Consider the following 17,077-nt stretch of genomic DNA (forward strand, 5'->3'; position numbering starts at 1 on the left):
CTGGTTCAGCAGGGCTTTCTCATGCGCGAAGACGGCGCAGTGGGGCTCAAGCTGCATTCCGGCAAGGATGCGGTCGTGCTCAACGGCCACGAGATTCCGCCGCGGCAGCTGCAGTCGCTGCTGCACAGCCTGGCACGCTGATCGGCATACCGGCCGTGCCGTACTCGCATTACGCGGGTACGGCACGGCCGCACCGTCTTGACGCTGCGCAGGCGAAGTCGCCGTGCCGATGCAACACGCAGGCGGCACGAACAGGCTAGGATGGCGTGAATCCATTGGCGCGCCCGCGCCCAGGTAGCCGATGCCATGACTTATCCCATCGCCCCCGCCCGCAAGCGATTCGTGCCCGCACACCTGCTTGTCGGCCTGTTGGTGATCGTCACGCTCAACGGCTGTGCCATGTTGGATCGCGGCGCGGGCAAGGACCCGGACACGGCGCCGCCTGCCCAGTCGAAAACCGCGGACAACACCCTGCGTGACCGTCTCAACGCCGGCTACAGCGATCTGTATTCCAACGTGGACGGGCTATCGCAGGTCGACAAGATCTTCTACGTGAAGGTCGAATCCGACGACGTGGAAAAGGTCGTCACCGACGTGACCGGTTACTGCGGCGAACTCGCCCGCCGCCTGGAAAGCCTCACCGCCGACTACCCCGCCCTGGATATAAAGCGCGAGATCGATCCGCCGATCATCAAGGCGGCCCGCGACGCCCAGAAAAAAGCCACGCTCAAACGCTTTGCGCCGGTGGTGGGCGATTCCGGCACGGCCTTCGAGCGCGGCCTGCTCATCCGGCTTCTCGGCGCGGTCGATCAGCAGCACTACATGGCCGCCACCCTGGCCGAACGCGAACCCGAGCCGGGTCTGTCCAAGATCATGGCCAACGCCGCCGATCGCTTCGCCGACTTCTACGAAGAAATCGACTCGCTGCTCAAGGCGCGCTTCTACCGCTGAGGGGGGCGCAGGGGCTCCAGCAACGGCTTCAGGCCGTTGTGGTCGATCTCGTGCATGAGCGCGAGCAGGCGCCCGATTTCGCCCGGCGGAAAACCACTACGGGCGAACCAGTTCAGGTAATGCCCGGGTAGATCGGCAATGAGACGACCTTCGTACTTGCCGAAAGGCATGGTGCGCGTCACCAGCTTTTGCAGGTCTGCGGTATCCATTGGCATTCGCTCGCCCCGCCGCGCCGAACAGGCCTCAGCCGGACGTCTCCAGCGATGCCAGAAACCGATCGTAGCCGGCAACGAAGGCTTCGAGCTGCTGGAAGTGCGGCAGCGCCCCGGCATCGAAGGACACGACCGTGGAGGCCGTATGCTGCTGCACGATATCGCGCGCGGCCGCATCGGAGAAATCGCTACGCTTACCGTAGGCCAACCATACCGGCTGGCTCAGCCGCCGGTAGAGACCGGCCGCGTCGGCGCTGAACAGATAACCCGACAGAAACGACCAGGGCGCATGGCGTGCGCCGGGCTGATGCGCGCTGCGATAGGCATAGTCCACCAGCCCCGGCTCCACGTCCTTGCCGCCGAAGGTTTTTTCCAGAAAGTACCGAATGCTCGGCCGGCTGGCCAGGCCGGCAAATAACGTCTTCGATACCGCAGGTGACGCGGTCAGCACCCGATACAACCAGGGCTTGCCGCGCGTGGCGTCTGCATTGGCGCCGGACTGCAGATCGCCGTCAACGCCGGCCGGACTCACCAGGCCAATGCTGCGATAGCGCTCGGGGCGCTCTTCTGCTGCCCTGGCCAGATACTGGCAGGCCACCGAACAGGCCATGGCATCCACCTGCGCGGCGCCGGTATCGGCGGCGATACGCTCCACCCAGGCATGGATCGCATCGGTCATCAGGCGTGGCGTATAACGCGTGGCCCGACGACTGCTGAACCCGTAGCCGGGCAGGTCGATCGCGGCCACTGGCCTCTGGCGTCGGTAGCGATCGTAGATCGGCTTGACCTCATAGGCCGAGGCGGCTGCGTTGATGCTGTGAATCAACACCAGCGGCGTTCGATCCGCTTCGCCTTCATTGGCAAAGTAGTAGCTGATCGTGCCGTGCTCGGTTTCGAACGTGCGGCGTTCGCCTTTCAGCGCAGCTGTAAGCGCCGGAGTTTTACTCATAATGTCGTCCATTCTGGCGGCGGATTCGTGGCCTGCGCCGGCTTCATGCCTGGCCATCACTCACGCTCGATACGATCTACAACCGTGCCAGGAGTTCCTGTTTCTTGGCCGAGAATTCAGCCTCGGTGAGTACGCCCTGGCGCTGGAGCTGACCCAGCCGCTCCAGCGCATCGAGAATTTCGGCGCTCGATGAATCCGGGGCGGGCGTCGGGGCGGGCGTTGGCTCCGCGGCCGCGAAGGTCATCACCTCGGCCATATCCGCGAGCGCGACTTCGCCGAGCTGGCTGGTAAAAACCATCGCCCCGGCCTGCGCCTGCTGCGACTGTGCCACGCCGGTGATGTGATGGTCGCCCGTATCGTAGAGCGTCACCCGTTCGGCTTGGCGGATCGCCAGCCGGCGCGCCGCTGCAAAATAAGCGTAGGCCATCGCGTTCTGTTCGCCGGTGGCATCCGGCGCGCCCAGATCCTGCGGCCACCAGACCTCACGTTCGACACGCACGGTATCCCAGCCGCGGGCATCGGCATGAATCCTCCGATGCCCGGAGGCCACGGCATCACCGCCCTCGCGCATCACCCGCGACAGCGTATTGCACGCCGCATCGATACGGTTCTTGAGCACATGGTTGCCCGGCTCGGTGATCAGGATCAGGCCGCCGCGCATCCACTGCCCCGGCCCGGCGAACTCGGGATGGTCGAACATCGCCATATCGCCGCCGCCTTCGACCACGGCGGCCCAGAGATGCTGCATGGCCGCGCGGCCGAAGCCGAAGCGTTCCGCGCACTCGGCCAGTTTCTGCTCAAGAGAAGGATCGGTCATGACCTTTTCGAACAAGGATGAAAGATGAAGCCATTCTAGGGCTTGCGAATACAGCCGAGCGATCGACGGCGACGAGGATGCCGTCACAAAGGCGCCGAACAAGAAAATACGACACAATATTGCGCGCAATTAATTAGAACGCTCGCCAAGGAGGCCGATGTGGCCAACAATTCCGATCCCGACGCCTGTTTTGTCCGCGTCAAAAGCGCCCTGGGCTCGCGGCTGGACAACGACACCGCCCGGGCCGTTACGGAAACACTCTGCGAGGCCGACTGGCACCCCCACTACATCGCCGAAATTGTCTCGCAGGTGTTCGACCTGGCTGCCGACAACGATTTCGTACGCGATCTGGGTGTCGCGCTCAAACGCGACCCCATCGACAAGGAGATCGAATACGCCCGCCAACGCCGCCAGGACGGCGCCGATGCGCATGCGGTGGCAACTGAAGTACGCGAAGACGACGAATCGATCGCCGTACGCAACCCACCGCGCTCGTCGCCGTAACCCCAGACCCCGGGCGAGCGACCTGCACTGACCGCTGCCTGTGCCGAACGCTCGCCTGTGGTGCAATACGCGCATGAGTCACCGCCGTGGCCCACGTGTCACGCCTGGCGAGGAATGTTCATGCGCTTTCGCATGCCGAGCGCGCCGCTCGACGACCCCTACCGCGTTACGCTTGAAATACGTAAAAGCCAGTTCATTGGCTGGTGTGCTGCGGCTGCCCGGGCAGACGACGCACAGCGCCTGATCGCGCGGGCACGCGAATGCTATCCCGATGCTTCACATCACTGCTCGGCCTATATCGCGGGCCCGCCGGGCGAGGATCAGGCGATCGGCTTTGCCGACGACGGCGAACCAGGCGGCACGGCGGGCCGGCCGATGTATCAGGTGCTCGAAGGGAGCGGCCTCGGCCGGATCGCCTGCGTGGTCATTCGTTATTTCGGCGGCACGAAGCTGGGGACCGGCGGCCTCGCCCGCGCCTATGCACAGACGGTAACCGCGCTGCTGGCCGATCTGCCGACTTGTGAATACGTGCCGCGACGACGTGTGGCCCTGGAGCTGGCCTTCGCCGACGAGCAGCCGGCGCGGGCATGGCTGGGCGAACACGAGGGCGATATCGTCGACGCGGCATACCACGGCGAGGGCGTGATCCTGACGGTCGCCTGGCCGCTGGATGCCCAAGCCACGCTGGCCGAGCTCGATGCGCAGCTCAACGGCCGTTTATTCTGGGCCGAAGCCCCGGCATAGCGCTCGGGACCCCTTCCGGCATCGAGTGCTCGGCGTACGGCCCGATGGGCTCAGCCGCGGTCGGTGACTTCCAGCAGGTGATAGCCGAACTGGGTCTTGACCGGACCCTGCACTTCGTTGAGGGGCGCGCTGAATACCACTTCGTCGAACTCCGGCACCATCTGGCCGCGACCGAAAGTGCCCAGCTCGCCGCCCTTGCGGCCGGAGGGGCAGGACGAATGCTCACGCGCGATTTCGGCGAAGTCGCTGCCGTTTTCGATGTCTTTCTTGAGTTCGAGGCACTTGTCTTCGCTGTCGACAAGAATATGACGGGCGCTGGCTTTGGCCATGGTGGATACACCTATGTTGAAAGATAGGCCCGCCATACTACGGCAATTTCTGCACAAACGACCGCCGATACGGGGCCACCGATCGACTAAAATGGCGGTCTGTTTGCCCGCCGAATCGCGCCCATGATCGAACTCGCCGCCCGACGCTGCCAACTACCCGGCTGGCGTGACCGCCTGCACAGCGCGGATGAGGTGGCGGCGCTCATCCAAGATGGCATGACCGTGGGCATGAGCGGTTTCACCCGAGCCGGCGAAGCCAAGGCCGTACCGCTGGCGCTGGCCCGGCGTGCCGAACGCGATCCGCTGGGGATCACGTTGATGACCGGCGCGTCGCTCGGCCACGATATCGACGGCATTCTCGCCGATGCCGGCGTGCTGGCCCGGCGCATGCCGTTTCAGGTCGACAAACGCCTGCGCGGCGCGATCAACCGCGGCGAGGTCATGTTCGTCGATACGCATCTGTCGGAGATGGCGGAACAGTTGCGCCACGATCAGCTCGGCGCGCTGGATATCGCCGTAATCGAAGCGGTAGCGATTACCGCCGACGGCGGCATCGTTCCCACCACCTCGGTGGGCAACTCGGCAAGCTTTGTCGTCCAGGCCGATCAGATCATCGTCGAACTCAATGTCGCCGCGCCCGAAGCGCTGATCGGGCTACACGATATCTATCTGCCCGAAAAGCGTCCTGGGCGGCGCCCGATCCCCATCAGCGCGCCGGATACACGGATCGGCACGCCGCATATTCCGGTCGATCCGGACAAGATCGCAGCCATTGTGCTTACCGAGCAGCAAGACAGCCCGGCCGAGATTACCCCCGCCAACGCGACCACCGAACGTATTGCCGAGCACCTGATCGAGTTTTTCGAAAGCGAAGTGGCTGCGGGCCGGATGAGCATGTCGCTCATGCCGCTTCAGGCGGGCATTGGCAGCGTGGCCAACGCCGTGTTGCACGGGTTGATGGCCGGGCCGTTCGAAAACCTGACCATGTATTCGGAAGTCTTGCAGGACAGCACCTTCGAGCTGCTCGACCACGGCACGCTGCGGTTCGCTTCGGCGAGCGCGATCACGTTATCCGATGCTTACGGCGCCCGGGTATGGAACAACCTGGCGCACTATCGCGACCGCATCGTGTTGCGCCCACAGGAGCTATCCAACCACCCCGGCATGTCGCGCCGCCTGGGGGTGATCGCGATCAACACTGCGATTGAATTCGATATCTACGGCAACGTGAATTCGACCCATATCAACGGTACGCGCATGATGAACGGCATCGGCGGGTCGGGCGATTTCGCCCGCAACAGTCATCTGTCGATCTTCGTGACCACCTCGACCGCCAGGGCCGGCGCCCTGTCGAGCGTGGTGCCCTTCGTCAGCCATGTGGATCACGTCGAGCACGATGTGGACATTCTCGTGACCGAGCACGGACTTGCGGATCTGCGCGGGCTCGCACCGCGGGAACGCGCCCGCCTGATCATCGATCGCTGTGCCGATCCGTTTTATCGCCCGGCCCTGGCTGACTATTTCGAAACCGCCTGTGCACGCGGCGGCCATACGCCGCATTGCCTGGAACAGGCACTGGCGTGGCATGTGGCCGCCGAACGCGATGGCTCGATGCATGCGATGGTGGCCGGACAGATCTAACCCAGCCGGTACGCGCCTGCCATACCCGCCTCGCATGCGGTTCAGGCTTACGCCATCGCGGCCGATAGACGCATAACGGCTCGCCGGCGCACATCCGCCGCCGCTGTTGATCACCATAGCGTTTGCAGACATCGTCCAGCCCGAGGCCCAGCACCCCTCGCGGGTTGGATCACTGCCGTGCGATATCGCGCCCACAATGCCGCCATCGGAGAATAAGGATTCATGAGCACTGCGACCCGTGCCCGCGTTGCCGACATCATGACCCGCGAGGTCATCACCCTTCACCACGACCAGACGCTTTACGACAGTCGCGAGCTGATGGGCGTGCACCAGATTCGCCATGTACCGATACTCGACGAAAACCAGCAGCTGGTCGGGCTGGTGACCCAGAAGATCGTGCTGCGCGAAGCGCTCAAGATTGCCGAAACCCACGGTTCCGATCAGCTCAGCCACCGCATGGGCGAGATACCGCTGGCCGACGTACTGCTGCGCGATTTCGAAACCGTGTCCAGCGACACCCCGCTGATCGAGGCCGGGCGCATGCTGCTAAGCCGTCGCCAGGGCACATTGCCGGTCGTGGACAACGGCGTGCTGGTGGGCATCGTGTCGCATATCGACTATGTTCGTATGGCGATCGACCTGATCGAAGCCGAGCACGCGTCGGCCGACTAGCGCGGGGTGAACGCCATCGGGCCGAATGCGCTTTGGCCCATTCGCGTATCGGCCCGGTCGCTACGCACACGGGCGGTCGCTACCAGCTCACGCCCACGCGAGCCACGATGTCATCGACCCGGGCGATTTCCTCGGCGCTGAGCTTGTGGCGCCAGCTCTCCACGCGCTCGCGAGCCGTCAGATGGGCGCGATGTGCCGAGGTCGTGCTGCTGTTGAAGCCCTCCGAGCGGGCGCGTTTGACGTCGAACCCGGCCCCGGTGAGCCGCGCAGCCAGGTCGAACTCGCCGGTGGCCAGCGCCTCGTAGGGCAACTTGATGTAGTGCTGGGCATGGGCATCCACGAATTTCTCCGTAAGTGCCCAGTAGGCCACCAATCGCTGGTCGGCATCGCCTTGGTCGAGCTCGTCGATCAACGTTGCCATGGGCGCGAAGAACGCCGCCCGCCCGTCGTCTATCTCGAGCAACAGTCGACGCAGGCCGATGCGATCGGCCTGGAAATCCTGCCAGCCGGCGCTTTTGTAGCTGGCCAGCACGCCGTGTGGGCACCGCCGGATATGAAATACCGGCACGGCGAAACGCTGGCGCAGGGCCGGCACCAGCAGCGCCCCGCGTACGAACTTGGCCACCACACGCCGGCGTGCGGCCAGGCCGTGCTGCATCACCCACTCGGGTACGCCTCGCGGGCGGCGCCCGTGCGCGCTCAGGTTGGAGCGCGAGCGCTGGATGCGCCCATCCACCAGACGATAGCGCAGCGCCCGGCTCACATACCGCGCCAGGGCGTCGTCCAGCGCATAGGGCATGAAGTAATGATCGGTACGGCCGCGTTCCATCGTTGCCGGCACGAGCCCGTCGAGTACGGCGCGATAGCCCGGCAGTTCAGGCTGGAACGGCTCGAACACGGGTTTGGCACGCCACAGTTGCGTGAGCTGTTCGAGCAGAAAGGTCGTGCCGCTACGCCAGAACCCGGTCACGACCACGCTGTTGCCCGGCCGCAGGAATCCGCCCATGGCCCAGTCCACGGCGCCGCCGCCGGCCAGCCCCTGTCGAAGCGACTGGCGGTCGCATTGTGCTGCCACGTTCATTCAACACAGCCCGCGATGCGGCGCGCGGCCGAGTTCGCCCACGGGTATATCGACCCTATCGGCCGTGCGCCACCACCGCCGGCTGGGTGTGACCGAAAAGGGCTATTCAAAACGAGGCGGTCGTCCACCGCAGGGGGCGTCACCACGCGTTATTTCGGCATCGCGAGTTCATCGAAGCGCGCGGCGAGATCCTTGAGGTGGGTGCGCAGTTCATCGCCGCCCATCGCCATGCCGTGCCCGGTCATCGCCACCGAGGGTTCCAGCGCGGCCAGGCGCTCGACCGAGGCTTTGGCCTGGTCCCAGTCTTCGGTGAGATAGCGCGGCGGGCCGCTGATTTCGCGCTGCTGTGTGAAGACCTTGTACAGCGACTCCTGCTGTACGGTCACGAAGGCATCACCGGCGATCAGCGCACGGTCGGCCTGACGAAACAGCGATACATGCCCCTGGGTATGGCCCGGCGTGGCCACCCAGCGCCAGTCCGGCAGCTCCGCGATGGTGCCGTCTTCGGGCAACGCCCGTACACGAGCGCCGAGATCCACCGGCTCGGTCGGAAAGAACGGCGACACCCGCGCAACCAGGCCGCCGCCCACGCTCGGATCCGGCTTGGGATAGGCCGTCTCGCCGGTTACGAAGGGCAGTTCGTCGGCATGCACATACACGGGCACATCCCAGTGCTCGGCCAGTTCGACCACGGCACCCACATGATCGAAATGTCCGTGGGTGAGCACAATCGCACGCGGCGGCACGTCGGCACCGAAACGCTGCTCGGCGGCTTTTCGGATCGTGTCCTCGCTTTTGGGCATGCCGGCGTCGACCAGCACCCAGTCCTGCGGGCGCTCGGGATGGCCCACGAAATAGACGTTGACGATCTGAACCGGCAGGCAATAGACATCGTCGAGCACTTCGTGGCCGTCGCCGCTGCGCAGCGAGGTGACCGGCAGTGTCTTGTCGTGAAGGGGGTTGAAGGGCATGACGCACTCCTTGTTCGCACGGGTGTGGCGTAAGGCGCACACCTTGCGCTTCGCGGGACGGATACGCCTATCCGTAGAAATGCGCGCAGCAGCAGTCAGGGTTAATCGGTATATCGCCGCGGGCGGGGGCGGTCCAAGCTGACGAGCATATTCAAACGGCGCCGCCCGCTCGCGCCACGAACAGGATATTGACCATGCAAACCGATCGTTTCATCGCCCAGGTCTACGACGGCTGCCCGCAGCTCGATCCGGACGTGGTTCACCAGAGCACGCTGATCACCCTCGATGCGCTGTGCGAACACCTGCCCAAGGGTCAGACCAAGGACATGGCATCGCAGCTGCCGGACGAGATCGCGGAGGCGGTGATCGCCGGCGGCAATCGCGCCGAGACCAGCGACGTGCCCGTCAGCCTGGAAGAGTTCTACTACAAGCTGATGTTTCGTACCGAACTGGGAGAGGCCGACGCCAAGACGCTGGCACGCAACGTGGCGCGTACGCTCAACGACGCCCTCAGCGAAGGCGAGGCCAAGAACACAGCGCTCGACCTGCCCGGCGAACTGGCCGACCTGCTCAACGACTAAACCGCACGCTGCGCCGCCACGCCGGTCGAAGCCGCGCGTTCGCTCGTCAGACGGGCGCTGTGACTCCAGCATCCGCCCGTCTTTCTTTCCGTGGTTTCACGATCACTGGCCGTAGCGCGCTCGCTTTCGCACCGGCGCGTCATCGACGCGGCCAATCATCGATCTTTATGCCGGGTTGATAACCCGGCAGCATGGCGGTTTGTTCCAGCACAAACCGTAGCCATGCCCTACCTGAGCACGCCGACCGAGGTCCTGCGATGAGCCGCCCGGAGGTACTCGTCGCCGGGCGCATGCCGCCGAACGTACTCGAACAGCTCGAAGCCTCGTTCATCGTCCATCGCCTGCCCGACGACGCAGACGAGGCGGACGAAATGATCGAGGCCGTCGGCCCTCACATTCGCGGCGTGGCCACCAACGCCGTTCAGGCGCCGCCGGTCGAGACGCTCGAACGGCTGCCCGCGCTCGAGATCATGGCCTCTTCAGGCATCGGCACGGACGCGCTCAACCTCGACTATGCCGGTCGGCGCGGTATTCGCGTCACCCACACCCCCGATGTGCTCACCGAGGATGTGGCCGATGCCGCGATCATGCTCATGCTGGCCACCTCCCGCCAGCTGGTAGTGGCCGATCGCAACGTACGCGCCGGGCGCTGGCTGGAGGGCCTGTCGCTGGCCCACCGGGTCAGCGGCAAACGGCTGGGCATTCTCGGGCTCGGGCGTATCGGCCGGGCGATCGCACACCGCGCGGCCGGCTTCGATATGACCATCGGCTATCACCAGCGGCGCCGCAATACAGACGTCGCCTATCGCTACCACGACAGCCTCGTCGCACTGGCTGCAGAGAGCGATTTTCTGGTGGTGGTCGTGCCCGGCGGCGCCGCGACCGACCGTATGGTGGACGCGACCGTGCTGGAGGCGCTGGGGCCAGAGGGCATCCTCGTCAACGTAGGTCGGGGGTCGACCGTGGACGAGCCGGCGTTGATCGACGCCCTGACGCAGGGCCATATTCGCGGCGCCGGGCTGGACGTCCTCGCCGACGAACCGCACGTACCCGAGGCGCTACGCACCCTGGACAACGTGGTGCTCGCCCCGCATTACGCCAGCGCCACCGTGGAAACGCGTACCGCCATGGGCCAGCTGGTGGTGGATAACCTGCGCGCGCATTTCGCCGGGCAGGCGTTGCTGACCCCGGTCGCCTGACGAAAGCGACCCCATGCCCGGCCGGCGCGCCGGCAGTGACCGTTCAGCCGATCTTGCGTGCCACCGCTTCCAGCAGTGACCCATCCGGGTCGAGGCCGGCAGAAATACCCAGCCCCATGGATTCATGGTCGCTCTTGTGCTGGATGAAGCGAGCCCGATAGGCAATGAGTGCGCCTACGCGATTGGCGCTGCCGCAGTGTACGAGCGCCGGCAGGGCGCCGGGCACCAGGGCTTCGTCGAGCAGGCGCGCGTTCTTGTCGTTGATGTCGTCGGCGCCGGCGACCGGGATGTGCACGTAATTCATGCCGGTCTTGTTGACCAGGGCGGCCTCGTCGAAGTCGCTCATCTCGCCCTCGGGCCGCAGGTTGATGATGGTTTTCACCCCCTGCGCCTGGGCGGCTTCGAGCTGGGCGGCCGTAGGCTGGCCGGCGGTGATGATGCCGCGCTCGAAACGGCATGCGTTCATCAGGCCTTCGGTGTAGTCGGACATAGGGTGGCTCCTGCCAGTCGGGCTGCGTTCGGATAGAGGGCCATCATACTTATCATTGCTCGATGATAACGTTTCGCTTCGTCGGTCCGCCACCGAAGCGGCGCTTTGCGGCCCCGCGATTGAACCGCCCCCGCTCACGCCTCCTGCCCGCCTTGATGTGTCGCGGTATGCCCGCGCTGTGATTTCGCCAGCCCGCCGCATTCAAACGGGCATATCGTAATAACAGAACGGCGTTTCAAATTTCTAAAGTTATCGCCCAAACCGCCGAGAAATCTTGGTAACCCGTAGATCGCCAACCTGCTTACGGCGGTCGCACCGAGCCCCATTTTGCTCTCGGCTGCAACGCCGCCTCACGACATCATGAACATGCTCTGCACACACGTTTCACCGCTCGCTTCTGAATGGCCCCGCCTACCCGCGACGGTATGACGACACCGGATGCTCACTTTTACCACCGCATTCGCGGACCGGCCGCATATGCAGCCGAGCCATTTCGCTCGTTTCATAACCCCTACCTTCAGCTGTCGCTAGCGGCAGTTAGAAGTATTGGAGAATACCTTTGAAGATCCGAAATCTGTCCATTAGCAAGCAACTGGGTCTGAGCATCCTGGTCGCGGTGTCGTTCCTGGTTTTAAGCGGTGTGCTCAATTCCTACACTCTGAGCAACGTCAACGCCGAGATGCGATCGCTTTATCATGACCGTGTTGTGCCCCTGAAAGGGCTCAAGGTCATTTCCGACGCCTATGCGGTCGACGTGATCGATGCGGTCAACAAGGCGAACGCCGGTATCATGACGGCCGAGGATGCCACCCAGGCGATCCAGAGCGCACGAACCACCATCGACAGCGAATGGCAGGCGTATCGGGCCACCGAGCTCACGCCTGCCGAAACCGCACTGGTCGAGCAGGCGGAAAAACTGTTCGGCCCCGCCAACGCCGCCGTCGAAGGCGTGCTGCGCGATCTGCAGGGCTATTCCGGGTTCGTTAGCAACCAGTTGGAAAACCACGACGGCGAGCTTTATTCCGCGATCGACCCGATCAGCAACAAGATCAACGAGCTCATCGACCTGCAGCTCAACGTCGCCGCACAGGGCATGGAAGCCAGTCAGGCTCAATACCACGCCGCAATGATGAAAACGATTGGCCTGGGCGTGATCGCGGTGCTGGTCTCCCTGGGTGTAGCCATCGTGATCGCGCGCGGTATTACGCGCCCGCTCTCGCGCGCCGTGGATCAGGCCAAGGCCGTGGCCGCGGGCGATCTGACCCGGCGCGTCGAAGTCCATTCGACCAACGAGATCGGCCAGCTGTTGCTCGCCCAGCAGGCCATGGTGGAAAGCCTGACCACGGTGGTGGCCGAAGTACGTCGCAATGCCGAGAGCGTATCGACCGCCAGCGGCCAGATCGCGCAGGGCAACACCGATTTGAGCCAGCGCACCGAGGAACAGGCCGCGGCTCTCGAGCAGACGTCTGCCTCCATGGAAGAAATGGGCGCCAGCGCCAGCCACAACGCGGAAAACGCGGCCACGGCCAACCGGCTGGCGGGCGAGGCGAACTCAGTGGCCGCAGAGGGCGGCGAAGTGGTCGAGCAGGTGGTGGCGACCATGCGCGAGATCAACGACAGCAGCGTTCAGGTCAGCAACATCGTTGCCGTGATCGACGGTATCGCGTTCCAGACCAATATCCTTGCCCTCAACGCTTCGGTCGAGGCCGCGCGCGCCGGCGAACAGGGCCGCGGCTTTGCCGTGGTGGCCAACGAGGTTCGTAACCTTGCCCAGCGCAGCGCCGATGCCGCCAAGGAAATCAAGGTGCTCATCGAGACGAGCGTGGAGCGTATCGGCCAGGGCACGACGCTTGCCGACCGTGCCGGTGCCACCATGCAGCAGGTCGTTGCGGCGATCACCAACGTGAGCACCATCGTCGAGGAAATGAGCAGCGCCAGCCGCGAACAGAACGAGGCCGTACGCCAGGCCAGCGAGGCCGTCACCCAGATCGACGAAACCACGCAGCAAAACGCCGCGCTTGTGGAAGAATCGGCCGCGGCCGCCGAAAGCCTGCGCAGCCAGGCGGTCGAACTGGTGACACTGGTACAGCAGTTCCAGCTGGCCAGCGAGCCGGCGCATGGGCCCGATGTACAGCCGGAACAGGTAAGCACGTCGCACCCGGCCTACCCGGCCAGCGACATGGGCGCCCCTGCGTACAGCTAGCGCGTCCGGGGCCAGACCATCCTCGACCGGTCGCCGGCTACGTCTTATCGGGCGTAGCCGGCGGCGGCCGTTCGGCTACAGGCCGGTACGCAATTTCGTGTGCGATCCGTGGTCACAGGACCACAATGCTCCGTACCGTCTTTTCATGACACGTCCATCGCTCGGCCTCTGGATACTCGGCCTGTTTGCTGTCAGCGCCGCCGCGCCCGCGTTCGCGGCCTGTTCCCCCGGCGTGCACGACTACGCAATCGATGCCACGCGGCTGGATAGCGCCTTGCAGCAGTTCGCCCATACCAGCGGCTGCTTCGTGGAAACCGACCTGGGCGGTGACGCCGGCCTGTTGGCCAACGGCGTCGAAGGCCGGTTCACCGCCGCAAACGCGCTTATTCGCCTGGTGCGGGGCACGGGACTGGAAGCGCATTTCGACCATGGCCACTACGCCGTCAATCGCGCCGACCGCGAAGCGGTGAAGCAGCGCGTGGATACGTTGCGCAGCCAGGTTGTCAGCGCCCGCGAAAATGGCGCGCTGTCCCAAGGCGAGGCCGAGGCGCTTGATCGGGAGCTGGCAGCAGTCTGGCGCGACGCCCAGACGCTGATTAGCGAACAGGGCTTTCTCAGCGCCGCCGAAAACGCCAGCTTTCAGCGCCTGTTTGCCTATGTGCAGGGCCAGCTCGGCGGCTAGCGGCCAGTCCACGGTTCGTCCCACGTCGGTCCGCACGCTGCCAACGCCCGGGTATTAGAGCCGGGTCGTTCCCGCCTTACACGGACAGGCGAGCGGCCTGGCAACGATCGCCAGGCGTTGGAACGCTTCGCGACGACCCTTGCGCAGTATCCACGGCTCGACAAACGCTCAGGTGTACCAGGTCGGCTCCGGGATCTCATCGAGCAGGGCGAAGCGGCCGACCTCAACCCGCTTGTAGGCAATCGGATCGTGCAGGCTGTGGGTACGCAGGTTGCGCCAGTAGATATCGAAGCCGTATTTGTTGGCGCTGGCCCGGGCGCCGGTCAATTCGTACAGCCGGGTCGCAATATCCAGCCCGGTCTCCACGATGCGCTGTTTCGCTGCGGCGACTTTCACCGCCGCTTCACCGCGCTCGCGGGCGGTGACCGCCTCGCGCGGCCGGTGCAACAGTTCGTCGACCACAGACACGGTCTGTTCCACCAGTGCCTGGCTGGCCCAGAGCCGCGACTGCAGATCGCCAAAGCCGTCGAGCACGTAGAACTCGTCTGATGCACGGGCCTTGTTATCGCCGCCATAAGGCCAGGGGCGCGTGTGCCGGCGATTGTATTCGAGCGCGGCCGCCAGCGCGCCTTCGGCAATGCCCAGATAAAAGCTGGTGAACACCAGCTGGATAGCCGGCACGTTGAGGGTGGCATACACGCTGGGCTGGTAGCGCTTGTTCACGAAGCCGAGGGCGTCGCTCCAGGGCACTTCCACATCGCGAATCACGACGCCGCCGGATTCGGTCAGACGCTGGCCGAGGTTGTCCCAGTCGCCCAGAAATTCGAGCCCGTCCTGGCGCGAATCCACCACCGCGAACACATGCTCGCCGCTGTTTTCCAGCACGCCTTCCAGGACGGTCAGATCCGCCACCCGGCTGCCAGTGGAAAAACTCTTGCGGCCGTTGAACACGAGCGTATCGCCCGTATCCGTCACCTTGAGATCGTTATCGCGCGGGTTCACCGCGCCACCGAAAAACAGCTGCCCGGCGGCATAGCGCCGCTCGAGGGCCTCGATCTGATCGGGCGTGCCCACCAGACGCGCCGCCCAGGCCCACAGGTAGTGATAGCCCAGCAGCTGCCCGATCGAGCCATCGCCCCGGGCCACCTCGCGAATCACCCGATAAGCGGTCGCCCAACGCTGGCCGCCGCCACCCAGGGCTTTCGGCGCCAACAGCGTCACCAGCCCGGCGTTCTTGAGCAGTTCCACCTCGGCATGCGGGCTGCGATTGGCGCGATCGCGCACCACCGCATCCTCGGCCAATAGATCGCCCACGCTATGGGCCCGCTCGATCCAGCCTTGCGGCGTATCCGGCCAGGCATCCGGTTGCCAACCGAAGGCATCGACCCCTTCCTGCTTGATAGACACTGCACTCATCGCTGCTCTCCATCGAAAGACGTATCGGCGCGGCCCCATGCCGTCACCACAGGCCGCCAGTGTCTGCAACGAAGTGAGCGCCGCGCCAATCACAAATCCGCAAAAGCAAATCGCGCAGCATTGATTCGGGGACAGTATACTTAACTCACACACCCGACCCCGCTAGAGCACCCGCATGGCCCGCCTCGCCCGTGTCGTCCTACCCGGCACACCGCACCACGTCACCCAGCGCGGCAACCGCCGCCAAGACGTCTTCTTCGAAGACGACGATTACCGATTCTATCTATCGCTGATCAACGAGTTCGCTGCGAAAGCGGATACCGCCGTGATCGCCTACTGCCTCATGCCCAACCACGTGCACTTCATCCTCACGCCCAGCCACTCGGACGGCCTGCGTGCGGCCCTCGGCGAAGCCCATCGCCGCTATACGCGATATATCAACTTCCGCGAAAATTGGCGCGGCCATCTCTGGCAGGAGCGGTTTCATTCCTACCCCATGGACGATGCCCACCTCTGGGCCGCCGTGCGCTATGTGGAACGCAATCCCGTAGCCGCCGATATGGTCGCCGATGCCACCGAATGGCCTTGGTCGAGCGCCAAGGCGCATGTCTCGAACCGGGCCGACCCGCTGATCAAACTATCAAGCCGACCGAATCTGGCCGACGATTGGAGCGACTATCTCGCCGCCGGCGTGCCGGCCGATGAAGCCGAACAGGTCGAGCAACATCTACGCACCGGGCGCCCGCTGGGCAATGCGGTCTTCATTGATCGGGCCGAGAAGCGGCTTGGGCGAACGCTTCATCGGCAACCGCCGGGGCCGAAGCCCAGCAAACAAAGCTGAGATAAGTATGCCGTCCCAGCCTATAGCGCCGCCGCTCAATACCGGCGATCACCGGGCTGATAACAAACCTGGTCCGGCGAGAGACCGCGTTCCTGAGTGGCGGCCAGAAACGCACGTGCAGCCGCCTTCTGCTTGATGATTGACCCCGTCATCAAGCCCAACCCCTCGTTCGCCGGCACCTGATTGTAATCAGCCACCGCGGCGTTGATCGGGATCAGCGGCAGCACCCAGAGCAGACCGTAAAACTTGTGAATGCGCGCCGCGTACTCGTATCTGGCGATCTCTTCATCCTGATGGTAGAAACGCGCCTCGGCGGTCACGGGTGTCAGCCAATAGGTCGGTACCAGCCCGAACGTCCAACCGGAAACGCTAGCGGCCAGGTTGCCCTCCGACGCCCCGTTTCGCACCGCGGTATCGAGCGCGAAATAGTATGGCCTGGGGTCGTCATCAGCCTTACAGACCGGCACCGAGACGCCTGTCTGATCAACCCGCGCGAGCTCCCCACCGACAATGCCGGCGCAACCCGTCAACGCCTGGACAACAAGCAGCGTGGCCAAGCGCGCCCGTGCGTTCATCGCATCCCTCGCAAAAGGCAAAGAACCTTACACTGGCGAACGAGTGCGAGCCACTCGGGAAGGAGCCAGCCGTCAAGACCTTAGAGATACGTATACTGTCCCCGGATATCGTCCCCGGATATCCGTATACTGAGGCGTCCCGGCTGTAACGGACACCCAGATCAGGAGACAATCCTGACGGAGGTTCTCAATGACTGAACGACAAGTGTTTTCAGCCGA

The 17,077-nt window shown here is 64.4% G+C and carries 19 protein-coding genes; 10 read left to right on the forward strand and 9 right to left on the reverse strand.

What is annotated here, in order from left to right:
* The first annotated feature begins 306 nt into the window (after positions 1–306).
* Positions 307–951 carry a hypothetical protein gene (locus CMN27_RS10690; RefSeq protein ID WP_293626336.1) on the forward strand — a complete coding sequence of 215 codons (645 nt, stop codon included), beginning with the start codon at positions 307–309 and terminating at the stop codon, positions 949–951.
* Here the strand turns inward: CMN27_RS10690 and CMN27_RS10695 are convergent.
* The 3 genes from CMN27_RS10695 to CMN27_RS10705 form a co-directional block, all read right to left on the reverse strand.
* Positions 942–1,160 (reverse strand): DUF3820 family protein, encoded by a 219-nt coding sequence (locus tag CMN27_RS10695; RefSeq protein ID WP_293626338.1) that lies wholly within the window; start codon positions 1,158–1,160, stop codon positions 942–944. The genes CMN27_RS10690 and CMN27_RS10695 overlap by 10 nt on opposite strands.
* Positions 1,161–1,194: 34 nt before the next feature.
* Positions 1,195–2,112 carry an alpha/beta fold hydrolase gene (locus tag CMN27_RS10700; RefSeq protein WP_293626340.1) on the reverse strand — a complete coding sequence of 306 codons (918 nt, stop codon included), beginning with the start codon at positions 2,110–2,112 and terminating at the stop codon, positions 1,195–1,197.
* A 76-nt stretch (positions 2,113–2,188) separates the two neighbouring features.
* A complete protein-coding gene (locus tag CMN27_RS10705; RefSeq protein ID WP_293626341.1) occupies positions 2,189–2,929 on the reverse strand; it encodes an SHOCT domain-containing protein in 741 nt (246 codons plus the stop codon).
* Between the two features lie 159 nt (positions 2,930–3,088).
* Here CMN27_RS10705 and CMN27_RS10710 point away from each other — a divergent pair, with 159 nt between their 5' ends.
* Both CMN27_RS10710 and CMN27_RS10715 read left to right on the forward strand, forming a co-directional pair.
* Positions 3,089–3,433 carry a hypothetical protein gene (locus tag CMN27_RS10710; protein WP_293626342.1) on the forward strand — a complete coding sequence of 115 codons (345 nt, stop codon included), beginning with the start codon at positions 3,089–3,091 and terminating at the stop codon, positions 3,431–3,433.
* Positions 3,434–3,553: 120 nt separating this feature from the next.
* The gene (locus CMN27_RS10715; RefSeq protein WP_293626343.1) at positions 3,554–4,177 is read left to right on the forward strand and encodes a YigZ family protein; all 624 of its coding nucleotides are present in this window, start codon (positions 3,554–3,556) and stop codon (positions 4,175–4,177) included.
* A 50-nt stretch (positions 4,178–4,227) separates the two neighbouring features.
* Here the strand turns inward: CMN27_RS10715 and CMN27_RS10720 are convergent, their stop codons facing one another.
* Complete coding sequence (locus CMN27_RS10720; RefSeq protein ID WP_293626344.1) at positions 4,228–4,506, reverse strand: peptidylprolyl isomerase; 279 nt, start codon at positions 4,504–4,506, stop codon at positions 4,228–4,230.
* A gap of 123 nt (positions 4,507–4,629) precedes the next feature.
* Here CMN27_RS10720 and CMN27_RS10725 point away from each other — a divergent pair, with 123 nt between their 5' ends.
* Both CMN27_RS10725 and CMN27_RS10730 read left to right on the forward strand, forming a co-directional pair.
* Positions 4,630–6,147, forward strand: coding sequence for a succinate CoA transferase (locus CMN27_RS10725; protein ID WP_293626345.1), 1,518 nt, complete (start codon positions 4,630–4,632; stop codon positions 6,145–6,147).
* A 222-nt stretch (positions 6,148–6,369) separates the two neighbouring features.
* A complete protein-coding gene (locus tag CMN27_RS10730; protein ID WP_293626346.1) occupies positions 6,370–6,819 on the forward strand; it encodes a CBS domain-containing protein in 450 nt (149 codons plus the stop codon).
* Positions 6,820–6,898: 79 nt separating this feature from the next.
* Here CMN27_RS10730 and CMN27_RS10735 read toward each other — a convergent pair whose 3' ends face one another.
* Both CMN27_RS10735 and CMN27_RS10740 read right to left on the reverse strand, forming a co-directional pair.
* Positions 6,899–7,900, reverse strand: a complete 1,002-nt coding sequence (locus CMN27_RS10735; protein WP_293626347.1) for a hypothetical protein — start codon at positions 7,898–7,900, stop codon at positions 6,899–6,901.
* Between the two features lie 149 nt (positions 7,901–8,049).
* Positions 8,050–8,871 (reverse strand): MBL fold metallo-hydrolase, encoded by an 822-nt coding sequence (locus CMN27_RS10740; RefSeq protein ID WP_293626348.1) that lies wholly within the window; start codon positions 8,869–8,871, stop codon positions 8,050–8,052.
* A gap of 194 nt (positions 8,872–9,065) precedes the next feature.
* Between CMN27_RS10740 and CMN27_RS10745 the strand changes: the two genes are divergently transcribed.
* Together CMN27_RS10745 and CMN27_RS10750 are read left to right on the forward strand one after the other, a co-directional pair.
* Positions 9,066–9,452: a DUF2267 domain-containing protein gene (locus tag CMN27_RS10745; protein ID WP_293626349.1), complete on the forward strand. Its 387-nt coding sequence runs from the start codon at positions 9,066–9,068 to the stop codon at positions 9,450–9,452.
* Positions 9,453–9,709: 257 nt separating this feature from the next.
* Positions 9,710–10,651 (forward strand): 2-hydroxyacid dehydrogenase, encoded by a 942-nt coding sequence (locus CMN27_RS10750; RefSeq protein ID WP_293626350.1) that lies wholly within the window; start codon positions 9,710–9,712, stop codon positions 10,649–10,651.
* A gap of 43 nt (positions 10,652–10,694) precedes the next feature.
* Here CMN27_RS10750 and CMN27_RS10755 read toward each other — a convergent pair whose 3' ends face one another.
* A complete protein-coding gene (locus CMN27_RS10755; RefSeq protein WP_293626351.1) occupies positions 10,695–11,141 on the reverse strand; it encodes a sulfur transferase domain-containing protein in 447 nt (148 codons plus the stop codon).
* A gap of 559 nt (positions 11,142–11,700) precedes the next feature.
* Here CMN27_RS10755 and CMN27_RS10760 point away from each other — a divergent pair.
* Complete coding sequence (locus tag CMN27_RS10760) at positions 11,701–13,344, forward strand: methyl-accepting chemotaxis protein (RefSeq protein ID WP_293626352.1); 1,644 nt, start codon at positions 11,701–11,703, stop codon at positions 13,342–13,344.
* A gap of 145 nt (positions 13,345–13,489) precedes the next feature.
* Positions 13,490–14,026, forward strand: coding sequence for a hypothetical protein (locus CMN27_RS10765; protein WP_293626353.1), 537 nt, complete (start codon positions 13,490–13,492; stop codon positions 14,024–14,026).
* Between the two features lie 168 nt (positions 14,027–14,194).
* Here the strand turns inward: CMN27_RS10765 and CMN27_RS10770 are convergent, their stop codons facing one another.
* Positions 14,195–15,442: an acyl-CoA dehydrogenase family protein gene (locus CMN27_RS10770; protein WP_293626354.1), complete on the reverse strand. Its 1,248-nt coding sequence runs from the start codon at positions 15,440–15,442 to the stop codon at positions 14,195–14,197.
* A 175-nt stretch (positions 15,443–15,617) separates the two neighbouring features.
* Between CMN27_RS10770 and CMN27_RS10775 the strand changes: the two genes are divergently transcribed.
* A complete protein-coding gene (locus CMN27_RS10775) occupies positions 15,618–16,283 on the forward strand; it encodes a transposase (protein WP_293626355.1) in 666 nt (221 codons plus the stop codon).
* A 35-nt stretch (positions 16,284–16,318) separates the two neighbouring features.
* On the opposite strand, the gene CMN27_RS10780 is transcribed toward CMN27_RS10775, so the two are convergent.
* Positions 16,319–16,858, reverse strand: a complete 540-nt coding sequence (locus CMN27_RS10780) for a hypothetical protein (protein WP_293626356.1) — start codon at positions 16,856–16,858, stop codon at positions 16,319–16,321.
* Positions 16,859–17,077: the final 219 nt, after the last annotated feature.

The sequence above is a fragment of the Salinisphaera sp. genome (genome assembly GCF_002729955.1).
GTDB lineage: Bacteria > Pseudomonadota > Gammaproteobacteria > Nevskiales > Salinisphaeraceae > Salinisphaera.